Source organism: Methanobrevibacter sp. (assembly GCF_015062935.1).
In the GTDB taxonomy this organism is placed as follows: Archaea; Methanobacteriota; Methanobacteria; order Methanobacteriales; family Methanobacteriaceae; genus Methanocatella.
On sequence record NZ_SUTM01000005.1, the window covers coordinates 88047 to 105641 of the forward strand.

At 28.8% G+C, this 17595-nt stretch carries 10 protein-coding genes; all 10 read right to left on the reverse strand.

Annotated features, from left to right (window positions below):
* Nucleotides 1–2937, reverse strand: a complete 2937-nt coding sequence (locus tag E7Z81_RS03330) for a CDP-glycerol glycerophosphotransferase family protein (RefSeq protein WP_292744208.1) — start codon at nt 2935–2937, stop codon at nt 1–3.
* A 9-nt stretch (nt 2938–2946) separates the two neighbouring features.
* Entirely contained in the window at nt 2947–4017 is a 1071-nt protein-coding gene (locus tag E7Z81_RS03335; protein ID WP_292744211.1) for an FkbM family methyltransferase, read from the reverse strand.
* Nucleotides 4018–4020: 3 nt separating this feature from the next.
* Entirely contained in the window at nt 4021–5010 is a 990-nt protein-coding gene (locus E7Z81_RS03340) for a hypothetical protein (RefSeq protein WP_292744214.1), read from the reverse strand.
* Nucleotides 5011–5023: 13 nt separating this feature from the next.
* Nucleotides 5024–8680, reverse strand: a complete 3657-nt coding sequence (locus E7Z81_RS03345; RefSeq protein ID WP_292744217.1) for a glycosyltransferase — start codon at nt 8678–8680, stop codon at nt 5024–5026.
* 76 nt (nt 8681–8756) lie between these two features.
* Entirely contained in the window at nt 8757–9854 is a 1098-nt protein-coding gene (glf, locus tag E7Z81_RS03350; RefSeq protein WP_292744220.1) for a UDP-galactopyranose mutase, read from the reverse strand.
* An 18-nt stretch (nt 9855–9872) separates the two neighbouring features.
* Nucleotides 9873–10688, reverse strand: a complete 816-nt coding sequence (locus E7Z81_RS03355; RefSeq protein ID WP_292744223.1) for an acetyltransferase — start codon at nt 10686–10688, stop codon at nt 9873–9875.
* Nucleotides 10689–11022: 334 nt separating this feature from the next.
* Complete coding sequence (locus E7Z81_RS03360) at nt 11023–12174, reverse strand: glycosyltransferase family 2 protein (RefSeq protein WP_292744226.1); 1152 nt, start codon at nt 12172–12174, stop codon at nt 11023–11025.
* Nucleotides 12175–12184: 10 nt separating this feature from the next.
* Complete coding sequence (locus tag E7Z81_RS03365; RefSeq protein WP_292744228.1) at nt 12185–15307, reverse strand: glycosyltransferase; 3123 nt, start codon at nt 15305–15307, stop codon at nt 12185–12187.
* Nucleotides 15308–15326: 19 nt separating this feature from the next.
* A complete protein-coding gene (locus E7Z81_RS03370; protein ID WP_292744231.1) occupies nt 15327–16934 on the reverse strand; it encodes a hypothetical protein in 1608 nt (535 codons plus the stop codon).
* 2 nt (nt 16935–16936) lie between these two features.
* Nucleotides 16937–17595 (reverse strand): hypothetical protein (locus tag E7Z81_RS03375; protein WP_292744234.1); only part of this gene is annotated, 659 nt, incomplete at its 5' end.

The window sequence follows — 17595 nt, forward strand, 5'->3', positions numbered from 1 at the left end:
CTACTTTTTCATATCAATGATAAAATCATAAACTCTCTTGCAGTTGTTTTTATCATGGAATTCATAGAAATTATCAACTCTTTTTTGATATTTATCTTTCATTTTACAATCATTTAATACATATTCTTTAATAAGTTGAACTAACGAATTTTCATTGTCAATGCTTTCACCAAAACCCATTTTGTCATATTTAAAATAACTTTCAGATAAATCAAAATGGAAATCATCATTTTCCCATTGGTAGTAAACAAGTGGTTTTTTTAAATATGCAAAATCAAAAGTCACTGATGAATAATCTGTAATTAACAATTTTGAATCATTAAATAAGTCTTTATAGGATAATTCTTTATCAAATGTCACATTGCTCAGGTCAAATAAATGAATGCAGTCATAGACATTCGGGTGAGGTTTGAATATGATTTCATAATTATGTTTCTTTAAAAATTCAATCAGTTCTCTGTTGTTTAAAAGGCTATTCCATCTTTTGAAATATTCTGATTCAAGAATTTCTTCATCAGACATAACTCTAATGCTTCTTCTCCATGTTGGAGTCACAACAATCTGGTTAACTTCACGGCCTTTTTCCAATTTGTCATATCTTGGAAGGCCAAGTAGTTTTACAACACTTTCATCGTAATTGTATGGATTTTCAAAAATAGAATTATATTCATCTTTTACTGATGTTACAAATAAATACAGGAATTTATCATACTTATGCAGCCAGGATGAAATGTTATTTAGGATTATTCCATGCTGCAGGAAACAGGTTTTTGCAGAAATCAATCCGTTATAGTACTTTTCAAACCTGCCTGAGAACGGATTCAGCAAATCGTCATCGGGGTGTGATGAAATGATTTTTTCAGCAAAACATACAAGCATCTTATGGGATTGTGAGTGATATTCAATAACATTTCCCAATTCCTTTAATCTGTTGTAATCCTTGGAGTCTTTTTTTATTATGAAATATTTATCAATTCCATCGTTTTGCTTTAAAGCATATCTGTATAGTTCTTCTGCATTATCTCCGGCCGTTTCTGGTCTGTCCATAAATAACCAAATTCGTTTATGTCCGTATTTCGGATAATTTTCAAGATATTTTTTTCTAAATTCAATAATTTCATCAAGACTTGAATCATTTTTAGAAATCAGATAATTGATATTTTCTTCTTCCAAACTTAATAGGTCTCTATAAGTATATGGGATAACTTCAAAGAGATTATCTCTAAATTTAACTAAATAATTTTCCTTTTTAGAATAATAACTTTCCTTTGTAAGTTTTGAGTAATAATTAAATCCGATATCTAAATAAAAGTCAAGCTCTTCGTAAGACACTCTGATTTTTATCAGGGATTCTTCATTAACTTTTAACGGAATTTTGCACTCAAAATTGAATGACGGATTATAAGTGAGGTTTAGATATTTTCTTTCTCTGAAAGGATAATTGTTATATTCTCCTTCATAAACTTCCGCTTTGCTTTCAATGAATGTGTTAACTATTTTTCCGTATAGTTTATTGTAATTATTCACATCGATCAAATCATTTTTAATGAGGTTTTCAATTTCATTAAAATCATAATATTTATCCAAATCAAAATCCGGTTCTTTGATTAAATATTGATTGATTTTTAATCTGTAGTAATCATTTCCGGAATTTATAAGATAACGCTGGATGTTTTTTCCGTCAGTATTCAAATATTCTTTTTTAATGAAAGCTAGCTTGTTGGTGTTAAAATACATTGTCCAGTAATCTAAAAATTCTGTTTTATTGATTTTAATTGCTTGAATTTTCAGCTCTTCAACTTCAAAAAATGATTTTAAAAAGCCTAAGATGTGTAATGTATCATTTTTAACCTCTACGCCATCAATATAAAAAACATGGTAATATAATTGATCGATGTTGTAATTGCTGACTTTTTTTACCACATTGTGTGTGTGGATATTCTTTATAGTTTCCATATCCTGATGTTTGAACAGCAAAATGGATTTTATCAAACTTCTGTCCCTGTGCTTTTGATTTAAAATGATATAATCGTCAATTTCTGATAAAAGTTCCCGTAAAATGGAATATAACTGATTTAATTCATCTTCACTTAACACATCAGAAACGTCACTTATATCAAACATCCATTGGATGTCATACATCACGGTAAACTTGATGAAATCAGGAATGTGTCCGTATTTCTGTTTTGCATAGTCAAACAGTGCCTTAAAGAATAATTTTGATCTGTCAAGATAATATTCTTTCTTTTTAATCGATGAATCTATTGTTGATGTTTTAACATTTCTTTTACGATATAAATATGCCGTATTTGAAACTACTCCGTGCATGCATTTTTCGAGCAGTATCTTATTTACAAAAATTGCATCTTCGGAAACAATAAGTTCTGTGTCAAATTTATGGTTTTTTATTGCTTTTCGCTTAAAAAATGCTGCAGAAGCGGAAAGCTGAATATAACTTGGGTTTTGAGTTAAATCTATTAATTTTGTAGATTCGTATTTGTAATTCAGTATGTGCTCTCCAGTCTGTCGGTCAAAGAATTTCATTGGTATTGACACAACATCCACTGCATTATCATGTTTTTCAAAAAAATCATAAACCAGTTCCAGGGCATTTAATTCCAGTTTGTCATCACTATCCAGAAAATTCAGGTATTTCCCTTTAGCTATCTTCATTCCATTGTTTCTGGCGGTTGCCTGGCCCTGATTTTCCTGACGGATATATTTCACATTTTTCGGATATTTTTCTTTATATTCCAGGCAGATTTCTTTAGAATTGTCAGTACTTCCGTCATCAACTAAAATAAGCTCAATGTTTTCAAAACCAATGCTCTGATTAACAATGCTTTCAATCGCCTCTTTTAAAAACTCATCAGTGTTGTAAACTGCAATGATGATTGAAAATTTAAACGAATCAAAATCAAAAATATTGTTTAACATTAATATCACTTATTTTGCCCTGCATTGAACAACTGTATCTGCTAAAAACGGCCAAGGCTGCTCCTTAACAACTTCAAACTCATATCCTAAATCAAGATTTGCAATCCATGGGATAATTCCAACAAAATCAGAAGCTTTATGGTAAATACTTACTTGAAGTATTGGCTTTTGAGTTTTGATTGTATTTATTGCTCCATTCAGCAGATCCATTTCGGCTCCTTCAACATCAATTGTAATAAGTCCCACATTAAGATCATTTTCATCCACAAATGTGTCTAATGTAATTTCCTCAACGGTTAGGACATTATCATAGTCTCTTATGTTCGGATCGCTTGTAATTCCCTGAACATTGCTTCCGGATAAGAATAATTTTCTGTCTCCGTCATGGTTTCCCAGGGATTTTTTAACCGGAACAATGTTTTCGATATTGTTGTCTTCAATATTTTTAACCAATAAATTATATGATTCGTCAAATGGTTCAAAAGCGTAAACCTTTTTATTAGTCACTTCCGATAATGGTATTGATGTATCTCCAGTAAAAGCACCTGCATCGATAATGTCTTTGTTTTTTAGAAATGTTCTGTCTGCATCACTTAAGCCTAAATCTATAAATGCATGCAGATTATAATCTCCGGTAAATTTGTATCCTGCAATTTCATTTTTTCTTGCGTTATTGATTCGAAAATCAGTAAATCGTTTTTGGTTTTCCAGCTCATGGGTGGAATAAATTGTATCTTTTGTAACCAGATTTACAAATAATGTTCTTAAAAAAATCCATTTATATAGTTTTTTAGATTTGGAATCTAACTTTTCAGTAATTTTGTTAAAGTTATCTTCAAAATCATCATCCATATAAAAATCAACATAGTCCCAGTTGGAAAATGCACCGGAGAGACCATATTTTCTGAAATATTCGTTTTTAAGGGATATGTTTTTTTCAGTTCTTAAATTTTCTATTTCATTTTTCAAATTCTCATTTTCATTTTTCAGTGAATTAATTTCTCTGGTTAATGATTCATTTTTACTTTTGTAATATGCATAAGAATTACTTTTAGATAACATTTTATCTTTAAAACTCATAATTCACCTTCTAAAAATTGACATGATTTTTCTAAGCGGTTTTGTGATTTTCCAGGACTTAGAATTAAAAAGGGTATTAATTTCGGCTTGCAATCTCTGATTTTCCAGTTTCAAATAATTATTTTCTCGAAACATTTCAGAATCGTTTATTTCATCGTAATATGCAAGTAAATTTTTTGATGTAACTCCATTGGCAAGGCGGATACTTTCTGCATTTCCCAACGGAGCATGTGAATCAATATAGTTAAACACGATTTTTATATGGTTCTCTTTATTTTCTATTTTTGGAAACTCGTTGATTTTTTTAATAAAATCAATATACTGGGTGTTGATGTCTCTGTCACTGCAGTTGAATACTATTATCGCTTTGGGGATGTAGTTTTCTTTTTTCATCATTTCAACTACATCAAACCTGTGTTTAAATCTATTCCAAATTTCCTCATCGCTTAAACCTGGAAAACAATATGGTTTCACCCGATTATAACTTACATGATTTTGAAATTCAAGTTGGGGGATATCTGCAAGTGCAGTAGATCCTTTAACCATTGTAGCTAATTGAAGTGAAGTAAAACCTCCCATTGAGCTTCCATAAAAAACCAAATTTTCACGCTTTAAATTTAAGCGGGAGATTAATTTAACAACAATGTCTCCAATATTTCTGAGGATATAATCATCGGTTGTCCCGACTCCCCATGATCCTTTGGATTCAAGGTTCAGGTATCTTGTTGGGTCATTATACCATATTGTTGATGCATCAAAAGTCCAGCTGTGCCTGTGGAAAAACGGTCTTGTGGTGTCATGTGTTGAATCATCAGCCATTGCTCCGGCCCCCAAACATAAAATTTTATCAGTATTTGTTTTAAAATGGACTAAAAATTCATATTTGGTATTTTTAAAGTTAACGCATAATCCGAAACGATAATCTACTGGAGGTTCAAATGTGGATAATTCGTCATAATTGATTTCAATAATATGATTAACTAATTGATACATATTTTAATCTCTGCTATAATTTATTTAAGATATACTCATAAATTCGCTTACAGTTATTTTTGTCATTATATTTATAAAAAGTATCTACTCTATTTTTATAAAGCTCCTTCATCTCGCAGTTGTTTTTAAGGTAGTTCTCGATTAGTTCTATTAATTCCTCTTCTTTTTCAATAACTTCTCCAAAGCCCATTGATTTGTATTTGAAATAACCTTCCTCAAAGTTGTAGTCCTTCGCATACTGGTAGTAAATCATCGGTTTTTTCATATATGAAAAATCAAAAGCTACTGAGGAATAATCTGTGATTAGAAGGTCTGAATTTTTAAATAACTCCTGATAAGTACTGGTGTTGTCTATTGTGACATAATCATTGGTGTCAAACAAATCAATAAATTCATAAACCAGCGGATGAGGTTTAAAAATTATTTTAAAATCATAATTTTTACATATTTCAATTAAATTTTCATTGTTGATTAGGGAATTGATATGCTTGAAGTATTTGGACTCTTTAATGTAGTTTGGAGTCATGTCATGAAGGTCTTCTCTCCATGACGGCATGATAACTATTTGTTTGTGAAGTTCACCTTTCATTTCTAAATTGTCAAATCTTGCAAATCCTAATGTTTGAATGGTTTCAGGCGAGTAATTGTAGCCTTCATCCAAAAAGGAATCTCGCTCAGCATCGGAAACTGTTGTAATCAAACTTAAATTCTTGTCATATTTGTGAAGCCATGATGAAATATTATCTTTCGTAACACCGTGTTGTAAGAAAATTTTGTCAGAATTTATTAAACCGGCATAAGATGTTTCGTTTTTGTTGAAAAATGGATTTAGGATGTTTTCATCAGGATGTGATGAGATAATTTTTTCTGCAAACAGATATAAAATTCTTTGTTTAAATGAATAGAATGGAATAATATTTTTTAAGTTTTTTAATCTTTTAAAATCAGAGGAATCTTCTTGGACTGTAAAATATTTTTCGATATTGTCATTTTGAGCTATTGCATACTTGTATAAATGTTCTGCATTGTCATCCGCATTTTCTTGTCTGTCCATAAACATCCAGATTCTTCTTTTTTTATAAAATGGGTATAACAGTAAATAAATCAATCTAAATGCAATAACTGATGTGTAAAATGATTCCTTTCTTTTAAAAACTCTAAGTAAAATCGGAATTTCAGATTTAATCATTTTTAAATAGTTATATTTCGAAATATAAAATTTATTATCATTAAAGTAAAGAAAATGATTTTTGTTTATGCTGTAATTGCTTAATTGGGATAATCTCGCATGATTTGAAAAATCAACAGGTAATTGTTTAAATGATCTTTCTTTTGAATTTACACCGATAAATCTTGCAGAAATTTCAATAATTGAATTTTCATTGTCTTCAAGAGGAATTTCAAAATCAAAATTATACTGGGATTCCAATGAACAACCTAAGAAACATTTTGATGTATGTTTATAGTGCACTCTTTTTGCAATGTACGAGTCTGTTTTTCTTGTTTTTTTGTTTGTTTTTATTATTTCGATTTTAATATCATTATCTGCGAAAAATGACATTAAAAATCCTGAAATAAATAACTTGTTCTCTTTTATCTCAATAATATCTAACCAGAGTTTATGGTTGTCGAGTTTGTCTATTAATGTGTTTCCGGAATATACTCCTGCAAATTCACCATTGAATTTTGAATGGATATTCTTATAAGTTACAAGTCCGCTTAAATCAACATTAACGACTGCGTATTTTGTAGCTAACATATGGTATCTTATATTTAATTTGTCGTTTCTTAAAGATGTGATGACATCATCATCAAGATAGGATAAAACATCTTGGATATGTAGATATAATTCCTTGATTTCTTTATTTGTTAAAATTTCTGAGATGTTCTCTACGCTGAACATCCACTGGATATCGTATGTGATTAAATATTGGATGAATTTGACAACTTTCCCATATTTTTCAATGGATGCATAAATCAGTGCTTTAAAATAGTTATTTAAACGATTGGTATAAAATCCCTTTTTGGTGGATGATGAATCGATTGTTGATGACTCATCACTTCTTCTGCGGTACCAGTAAATAGCTTCTGTTACTGCACCGTATTTCGGATTTTCCAAAAGCATTTTATTTAACATTAATGTGTCCTCTGAGTTTACAAGGCTTTCAGGGAATCTGTATTTTTCAAACAGTTCCCTTTTAAAAAATGCCGAGGATGCAGAAAGCTGAGGATAATCCCACATTTCGGTTAAATCAATAATTCTGTCCTCTTCAAATTTGTAATTCAGCGGGTGCTGGCCTTCATACTTGTCAAAGAAAAACATTCTTGTTGAAACAAAGTCAATTTCATCGTAGTGTTCTTCAAAAAACTCGTAAACTTTATAAAATGTATTTCCGCTGAATTTATCATCACTGTCAAGGAAATTGATGTATTTTCCATTCGCATATTTCAAACCAAGGTTACGTGCCGCTCCCTGCCCCTGATTTTCCTGGTAGAGGTATATGATATTGTCCGGATACAACTGTTCGTATTTTTTACAGATTTCCTCTGTATTGTCACTGCTTCCGTCATTGACTAAAATAAGCTGAATATTGCTTCCAAATGAAAAGCTCTGCCCAATCACTGATTTAATACATTCATCCAAATATTTTCCAGTGTTGTAGCATGCAATAACAACTGAAAATATTTTATGTTCATCCAATTTTTTAAATTCATCATAATTTTTTGCTTTAAGAATCTTTGAAACCCTAAATTCCACGTCAGATTCCAGATTATCAGCTATCTCTTTGTCTTTTAAAACTTCATTCAAATCCTCTTTAACTAAATTGAAGTAGTTTTTCCTGTATTTAGGTGAGGTTTCACTGAACCTCGCAAGCTGCAGGTGAATAAACCTGTTGGCAAGCAATATTTTGTAATCTTCATAGTTGTTGGTTTTTCTGAAAGTTTCACGAATCTGTTTTGAAATTGGGATGAGGTCCGCATAATCATTTTCTTTTGAAATATCCACAGTAGAGCCTTTTCTGTTGACTCTGTAATAATATAAAAATTCATCAACTATTGAAACCTTTTTTGCTCTTAGATACACATCAAAAAAGAACTTTTCATCTTCAAAAATAAGTCCTTCCGGAAATAATATGTCATTGTCTTTCAGCAGCCTTGTCTTATATAGTTTATTGTATGGAGTAACGGCAATGTTGCAGGTAAACTCTTTAGTGTCCCTGTGTGTAAAAAATTCCTTTTCAAAGTCTCTGAAAACACCGAGCATATAATACCAGACATTGTCCTTAATTTCTCCTGTCTGATTGTCATAGGTGGCAATCTTGCACATTGCAAGGTCCAAATTATTGTCATTTGCTTTTGTGTAGAGTTTTTCAAGCATGTCCGGTTCGATAAAATCATCTGAATCAACAAAGGCAATATATTCTCCTTGAGCTTCTTTTATACCTAAATTTCGGGCTGTGGCCTGACCGCCATTTTCTTTTGTGATGATTTTAACTCTTGAATCATTTTTAGAGTATTCTTCAAGAATCTTTAAGGAACTGTCGGTTGATCCGTCATTAATGCATAAAATTTCAATATCAGTCAATGTTTGCCCACATACACTATCCAAGCACTCTTTAAGATAGTCTTCAACATTGTAAACCGGAATAATAACTGATATTTTATACATTTAAAAAACCTGAATTGATTAAAAGCTAATATAAAATATAAAAAAGATAATATAAAAAATTATTGAAAAAAAAGAATTATTTTAGGGATTGCACTACTTTCAATGCTTCATCAATAACTTGCCACATGTCAAAGTATTTATACATTCCCAAACGTCCGCCGAAGATGACTTTATCCTCTTTTTTGGAAAGTTCAACATATTTGTTGAATAATTCGGAGTTTTTATCATCATTCATAGGATAATATGCTTCCTCACCTTTCACCCAGTTTTTAGGATATTCTCGGGTGATTATTGTTTTCGGAGATTCTGAGCCTTCAAAATGCTTGTGTTCGATTATTCTGGTGTATGGAGTTTCAGCATCAGTGTAGTTGATTACGGCATTTCCCTGATAGTTTTCCAAATCTAAAGTTTCAAACTCAAAGTTAAGGCCTCTGTATTCAAGCTCTCCATAGCAGTAATCATAATATTCATCAATCATTCCGGTAAATATCACTTTATCTGCAATATCGAGCCATTTATCTTTGTCATCAAAGAAATCTGTATTGAGTTTAACTTCAATGCCGTCAAGCATCTTTTCAACGATTTTGGTGTATCCTCCGATAGGGATTCCCTGATACAAATCATTGAAATAATTGTTGTCGTATGTAAATCTCACTGGAAGCCTTTTTATAATGAATGCAGGAAGCTCTGAGCATTTTCTTCCCCACTGCTTTTCAGTATAACCTTTTACGAGCTTTTCGTAAATGTCTTTTCCGATGAGTGATATTGCCTGCTCTTCAAGGTTTTGAGGATTTTCAACTTTTGCTTCTGCTTTTTGCTCTTCAATTTTGGCTTTTGCTTCCTCCGGAGTCTTGACGCCCCACATCTGATAAAATGTGTTCATGTTAAAAGGCAAATTGTATAGTTCGCCTTTATAGTTGGCAACAGGGGAGTTGGTAAACCTGTTGAAGTCTGCAAACTGGTTGATATATTCCCAAACTTCCTTGTTGTTTGTATGGAAGATATGTGCACCATATTTGTGGACATTAATGTTTTCTTTTAATTCAGTATATGCATTTCCAGCAATGTGGTCTCTTTTTTCTATAACTAAACACTTTTTACCAGCTTTGGTCATTTCATGAGCAAATACTGCACCGAAAAGACCTGCACCAACTATCAAATAATCATATTTCATTAAAAACACTCGCTATTTTTACTTTGTTATTGTAAAACGATTTTTACGTTTATTTCTTACAAATAACTTCTGAATAAATTCAAGTCTGTCAGTTGTATTCAAATCTTTCAAGATCTTATCAATCTGGTTCAGATTCAATGTTTCCTGATTAACGAACTCATATATGAATACGTCACTTTTGTAATCTTGAGTATTAAGTGAATCTTCGGAGTTGTGATATCCTAAAAATTCCCTTGTGAAAAAAACGTTGTCTCTTTCAATTCTTGCTGGGTTTCCGACAACTAATGTATTTGAAGGAATTTTGGCATTGTGTGGTAAAAAGGAGTCATTTTCTATTATTGCACCTGAACCAATTTTAACTCCTCTGGAAATATATGCCAGATGGCCAATCCAAACATGGTCTCCTATAAATACACTATTGGCATAATTTATTCTTTGTTTTGTTCGGTTATCATAAATAGGGTGGATATCTGCAGTTCTTATGTTAACTCCACTTGAAAGACTGCATTCTGCTCCGATAATCACATTCTGGCTTTCCTGTATGTTAATGTTGATTGGTGAAGACAGATTTCCTTCCCTGCCAATGAAAAATGTGGAATCGTTGTAAATTACTAATGTGAAAGAATATTGTGTATTTTGAGAGGATGATAAGTATATAATGGAGTTGCTTCCCTCAAATAAAAATTTAGCTCCGTTAAGTTTCACATTGCCTTCACAGTATAGGATATTGTTTTCTCCCTTAAATGTAATTTGAGATTTATGAATTTCCGGATTTCCGGTAACTTTATTTTTTTCCAGTTTTCCAATGTCTTGTGTTGATTTTACTGTTTCCATAATATCATCTAAAAATTATTCATTTAAATCTGCGGATTATTATTTTAAAATTAATTTATTTCTAAGATAATTTTATTTTATTGTAAATTGCTAATAAAAGAATTTTACAGCACATATTTTCTGAGGATGTAATTTCGGAGTATTCACCATGTGGTGGTGGAATTATACTATTTTATATTTAAACTATAATTTTATATTATGTGCTTGTTTTATATTTAAAATTTTACATTATTCCATAAAAAGGTTTTTTTGATGGTATTTGGATTAATTATTTAGAAATTTGATATTGTTAAAGATATATAACTCTAAAAATAATGAGGATATATAGAGATAGTTATTTTTTGGAATCTTCAATAAGATTATATAATTGCGCATTTTTCTTGATAAAATAATATAATTCCTTTTCAATTTCTTCTATTGGGCTTTGATATTTAATTTTATTTTTAGCAGGCACATATTCAATTTCATTAATGTTTGTTGTAGTTGAAAGATATTCACTTTTTGTTTTTCTGCATATTTCTTGAAGGGTTTTACCTTTAACATTTTGAGGATTATCAATTAATTTAATAAAAAATAAATCTAATTTTTCATCATCTTTAATAAATTTTTGGTTTCTAAATTTTAAAAAAAGTTTAGAATGGAATAACTCTTCAAGGTCTTTTTCATTAAGTTTAGCATTTTTTAGTTGAACTCTGAAAAAGTTAAAATGGTTTTTTGTAAAATAAATTTTTCTTAAGGTATCATTAACATTAAATTTTTCAAATAACTCAAAAACTAAATTATATGCAGTTAAAAGTTCATATAAATATTTTTTTGAAGTTTTCTGTGTAACTGATTGATTTTCACTGTCAGTTCTAACACAATACTCAAAAATAATTATTTCATTTAATGATAATACTGATTTAGAATTTAAATAAGTTTCAGTTAAAAATACTAAATCTTGTGCGGGAAGTTTCTCAGGAAATCTTATATTATTATCCAGTAATAGTTCTTTTTTAAATAATTTTGAAGCTAACCCTGGTGGATTAAAATAAATTGAAAGATTATTTTTCGGATTTTCAATCAATGTTTCCTTTGCATCTATCAGTGAATGCCAAATTGCTGTCCAGTCTTCTTTTTTATATCCTCCAACAACAATATCTGCATCTGATTCAATAATTTTACGATATAATATGTCACATGCATTGTCCAGTAAATAGTCATCAGGATCTAAAAATAATAAATAATCTGCAAAAGCAAATTTCATGCCTTCATTGCGAGGTTTTCCAGCAAATCCTGAATTTTTTGATAAATGAAGGGAAATAACATTTTCATAAGTTTCACTGTATCTGTCAATAATTTCACGACTATTATCTGTAGAGCTGTCATCTACAAATATAACTTGTAAATTTGAAAATCCAATAGTTTGTGATAATAAACTATCAAAACATCTTTTCAAATAATTTTCAACATTATAAACAGGTAATATAATTGAAATTTTATACATACAAATCTAATCATGCATTTTTAATAAGTTTTTCAAACTCTTTGTAATCTTCAGAATTTAATGCCGCATTGAATATGGTCAATGATTTTTTATCTAAAATATCAAAGATACCATCTTTTTCATATTCTTCTTTTTTATTTAAACAATCTTCTTTAATCTTTTCAAAGAATTTCTTTTTATAATATTCTGCCGTTTGCAGGAATAAAAGTTTAATAAACATATATTTTCTGGAATAAATTGTAAATTTATAATCATCATAGAAATCATATTTTTTAGCTAAATCTACAATTTGGTTTCTAATCTCCAGAATATCTGGAAATTGGTCGCCTGTTGATTGAGTAATTGAATCAGCTCTTTCCCTTTTGCTTGATAGGAATTTATTATAATAATAAACTCTTTTAGAATTAAATAAAGCTTCAATTAAATAAATATTGTCTTCAAAGATAAGTTTTTCCGGAAATCTGATATCTTTAACAGCATCTCTTCTAAAAAAGCTTGATTGCATATTTGGAGATAATGTATATACATCAGATCCAATTGTTTTATAATCAAAAATTTTATCGCCCAATTCCTGTAGGAATGCTGGTTTGACCCTTTGATATAAGGCTTTTTCTTTTCCGGTTTCATCTTCAAATGTCATCAAATTAAATTTCAACATATCCAAATCCTTGAACTCTGCTTGTTGGTACATTTCTTTAAGGCCGTTAATTTCAATAATATCATCAGAATCGATGAAATAGATGTATTTTCCTTGTGCAATGTCTAAACCTGTGTTTCTTGCACCACCAGGGCCCTTGTTGTATTGGGTTATAATTTTTATTCTTGAATCTTTTTTGGAATATTCTTTAAGTATGTCCAGTGATGAGTCATAAGATCCGTCATTTATGCAAATAATCTCTATATCTTTTAGAGTTTGATTAATAACACTATCCAAACATTCTTCAAGATATTTTTCAACATTATAAATTGGTATAATTACGGAAACTTTCAACTGATAGTTATTGAAACAATAAATTGTATATTCGTTTTCATCCTCTGAAATCACACGTTTATATTGTGATCCATTAAATATTATGTTAGTTTTATCGTTGGTTTCATTGAATGCAAATTTATTCACAATATCCTCTTTAATGCCTACATTTTTTTCAAGGTAGCTTGAATGCAGTAATGCATCGCATATGAAATCGGAATCTAAATTATAATCTGCAAAAACAAAGTATTCATTTTCATTAAACTCCAAATCGTTCAGGTGTGATTTTAGGATTGTGTTTGGTAAATATAACTTGTCTTCGCTTGTAATAATCATCATTTCTTTATAGGGATATTTAATTGAATGAAAATGGTTATAGATAACATCTAATTCAGTTAATTCATTTAATTCATAAAACAAAAAGACATGTTTTAGATGTGGGATGTATTTAAAGTTAACTGTGTCAAGAATTTGCCGGAATCTATTTTCATAAGTGTGATTTTTCAAAACATTGTGCATATTTTGATTTTTAATTTTGTTGAAATCTTTTTCGGTAAAATCGATGTTGTCTCTGTTAAAGTAGTAAATGTTGTTATTAAACAAATCAAATAATGTCTTGGAATATTCTGTAAATATTAATCTATTTGAAGACATCAATTCAAAAATTTCATGGATGCACAATTCATTATTTTCTAAACTTGGGCATTCTACCAGTTCTTCAGTGATGGTCTGCATATTTTTTAAATTGTCCTCTCGGTTATAAGTTATATACCTCGGAGAAGCTTTTAAGTTAGGAAATCTATATAAATCAAATTTATTTTGAATTTTAGTCATTGCGTTGGATACCAATTCATGATTTTTAGAATTATCTGTAATTAAGTTTTTATGGCTTGTTAAAGGATTAAACGTCCTTGGTTGAGTTGCAAACATTAAATAATTAACATTTTCATGCCCTTTGCTTTCATAAAATGGAATATTCTTTTTATAAGATGAAAAAATATAATCAAAATTTAATGTATTTTCATCAAATTCTTTTTGTTTATTCTCCCAGATAACTGTTGGAACATTATTTTTTTTAAAACAGTTTAAAATTTCGTTTATATCTATTTCTTCATTATTTGCAGTGGTGTATAAAAATAAATCAGGTTTATTGTTTTTAATTTGATCTAACCAGTTATTTGAATTTAATCTTATTAAGTTGCATTCAAATTTATAGGATTCATAAGTATAATCGTCACAAAATGCTGCAATTTTGATGTCCTTTTGTTTTGGGATGTTTTCACCATAGATATATGAAATTGCATTCTCATATTTTTCTTGAAAAATATATTCGAATAATGGTGATTTTTCAACGTATTTCAAATCATTATTTTGGTAGTATAACTTGAATAACGGTTTTGAATATTCAAACAATTCCAGAAGGTCGTTTATGGGTAAATTACTTGTAGAAATGATATCTATAAAATAGTTCAAGTTATCAAAAATCAGATATCTGTTAAAGACATCTGTTTTTTCATGTTTTTGTGAACTGTAATACATTTCATAAAAATTGTTCAATATTCCTTTAATCTGTTCTTTAGAAAACTTCTGGTTTGATTTTTCGGGTTTTATTAATTTTTTATTTATTATTTTAATTTTTGATGTTTTAAAAATTGCATTGGTTAAAAAAGCTAAATAAGAATCATATGCATCTTCTGGAAATCTAATCTGATTTTCTGTGATAAATGATTTTTTAAAAAGTTTATCGCTAATATTTAGATTGCTGAATAATTGCCCATAATCATTTTTTAAATATTTCCTATCTGTTAAAACATTTAAAACTCCACTAATGATGTCATCATTGTCTTTTAATGTTTCTTTATATAATGTCTCACATAAATTATCCATAATGGCATCATAGGGATTTAAAAACATCAGATAATCACTTGAGGCATGTTTTATTCCTATGTTGTATAATTGGCCATTAAATGTATCTTTGTTATTCACATTAATATTTATAATATTTTCATATTTTGATAAGTTGCTCACATATTTTGAATTGGGAGTAATAAATATGATTTGCAGGTTTTCAAAGCCTATAGTCTGATTTAACAATGATTTAAATGTAGCATTGTTCAAATCTTTTTGATTAACAAGAGGTATGATAATTGAAATTTTAAACATGAAAACACCTTTGAAAACATTATTCCTTGTCGCATGTTAAAAGATACTCTAAAAGGTCATCTTTGGATTTTCTATTGTAATATCTTTTATTAAATTTTCGTCTTTCACCAAAACCATTGCAAACATAGTGCAGTTCCGGTGAAAAATATTTAAGCCAAGTACTTTCTTGAATGTCAGGGTTATTGTTGAGATAATATCCAATATTGAAACATTTGCTATTTTTTAAAGCTTTATACAGTTTAAAATTAATTGATAATTCTCTAGGATGAGATTTTAAAATTAGGTATAAATATGATAAAGGAGATAGCAATTTTTTAACCAATGACTGATTTTTAAAATATGATATTTCTAATTTGTTGTTCGATATCTCTTCTTTATAACAGTGTATGCAGTATTCCTTTGAATTTATCTGTTTAATTTGATGAGTATTGTTATTTTTAATATCATTTAATACATTTTGAGTATTTTTTATTTCTGACTCTAAATTGTTATATTTTGTAATTTCTTCATTTGCAATTTTAAGCCGATTATTGACTTGTAAAATATCTGATTTCATATTAGTTATTTCGTTTTTCAAAGAACCGATTTGTTCGTTAGCAGTATTAATCTTAAATTTATAATCTGCTTCTTTGTTCTTTGCCATTGATTTATTTTCTTCCAATTCATTTTTCAAAAAGTTGATTTCATTGTTTGCAGATTTAAGTTGATTTTCTAAGCTATTTATTTCAGTTTCTTTATTAACTAACTTTGACTCAATATTTTTTATCTGTAAATCCTTAACGTTTAATTCACTATTCACACCCATGATTTGGCTGTTTTTGAATTTGATTTGGTTATCTTGGATATGAATTTTATTTTTATATTCTTCCAATATTTTTTTATTAATTGTTTCTCCAGAATTGGATTCCGTAATATCGTAATTGTCTAGATAAGATAAAAGAAGTTGATTTTCAATTAATTTATCTGATAAACCAATATCATTAATTTTTTCATTTTCGCTGTCTCGAAGAGTATTATCTATTCTGATTTTAGAAATTGTATTTTTAGGACATAAAATAGTAATATCTTCAAGGAACTTTAAATCTAGAGTTTGAATATTGGAATTTTCATTTAAAAAATCTTCAATTGCTGTCAAAACTCCATTTTTTGCAGTATTTTCATAACGTGCATGATAATATTCGTCTTCAATAAGGATTTCGTTATTATCATAAGTTATAGGTAATTCTTTTATATATTCCTGCCTGAATTCTTGTGGAATACTTTCAGGATTTACATAAGAGTCTCTTCTTTTGTGAGGGAATGTATTATTACATATGAAAACAATTGGAAATTCATCATTTGCTTTCTTAATAAGATTTAACTCGTTGTAAACTGTAAACCAATTAGGATCATCATCTATGAAAATTGCTTCGTAGTCAACTTGAAATTTGAGAACATCAAGGGGATTTCCATTAATTATTTTAAATTTAGGATGGGTTCTATTCGTATTTATTGCAATAAATTCTGCATCAAATTTTATAATTTCATTTACTAAATTTTCATCTATTTGTCCTGCGAGTATTATTTTTTTAACTTTGAAATTCTTTAGTAAATTAGGAATCATGCTTAATTTATAAAAATTTAACATGTTTATTCCCTCCTCTTAAATGAATTAATGGTTTTATCTTTCTCAGTTATAATTTCTTTGAGAAGTTCAATTTCTTTTTGCATTGATTCGAAATTGGTGTCATTATTTTCAATAGTTGATTTTAAAATGTTTATTTCTTGTTTTAGTTGGTTGTTCTTGTCTTCTTTTTTGTTTATTTCTTGTTTTAGTTGGTTGTTCTTGTCTTCTTTTTTGTTTATTTCTTGTTTTAGTTGGTTGTTTTGTTCTGTTAGTGTTTGGTTTATTTTTGTTTTTTCAACTATTTCATGTTGCAGGTTTGTTTTTTCTTCTAATAAACTATTTAAATTAATTTCTTTTGAATTGAATTCAGATTTTATTTTTTTAATATTTGATTCATAATTAATTGTTTTAGTATTAAAGTCAGCAATTAATGTTTGAATTTTAGAGTCTTTATCTGTAATTAATTGGGTCAAGTCATTATTTTTAGTTGTTAACATGTTGTTTTTTGTTGTTAGTTCGTTGAGTTTTTGGTTTAGTGTTTCTGTTTCTGTTTTTTTGTTGGTTAGTTCGGTGTTTAGGTTGTTGTTTTTTGTTGTTAGTTCGTTGAGTTTTTGGTTTAGTGTTTCTGTTTCTGTTTTTTTGTTGGTTAGTTCGGTGTTTAGGTTGTTGTTTTTTGTTGTTA

Bases quoted from the DNA above. Each gene is read 5' to 3' on its own strand.
- E7Z81_RS03330 (WP_292744208.1), bottom strand. From the start codon at position 2,937: ATGTTAAACAATATTTTTGATTTTGATTCGTTTAAATTTTCAATCATC.
- E7Z81_RS03335 (WP_292744211.1), bottom strand. From the start codon at position 4,017: ATGAGTTTTAAAGATAAAATGTTATCTAAAAGTAATTCTTATGCATAT.
- E7Z81_RS03340 (WP_292744214.1), bottom strand. From the start codon at position 5,010: ATGTATCAATTAGTTAATCATATTATTGAAATCAATTATGACGAATTA.
- E7Z81_RS03345 (WP_292744217.1), bottom strand. From the start codon at position 8,680: ATGTATAAAATATCAGTTATTATTCCGGTTTACAATGTTGAAGACTAT.
- glf (WP_292744220.1), bottom strand. From the start codon at position 9,854: ATGAAATATGATTATTTGATAGTTGGTGCAGGTCTTTTCGGTGCAGTA.
- E7Z81_RS03355 (WP_292744223.1), bottom strand. From the start codon at position 10,688: ATGGAAACAGTAAAATCAACACAAGACATTGGAAAACTGGAAAAAAAT.
- E7Z81_RS03360 (WP_292744226.1), bottom strand. From the start codon at position 12,174: ATGTATAAAATTTCAATTATATTACCTGTTTATAATGTTGAAAATTAT.
- E7Z81_RS03365 (WP_292744228.1), bottom strand. From the start codon at position 15,307: ATGTTTAAAATTTCAATTATCATACCTCTTGTTAATCAAAAAGATTTG.
- E7Z81_RS03370 (WP_292744231.1), bottom strand. From the start codon at position 16,934: ATGTTAAATTTTTATAAATTAAGCATGATTCCTAATTTACTAAAGAAT.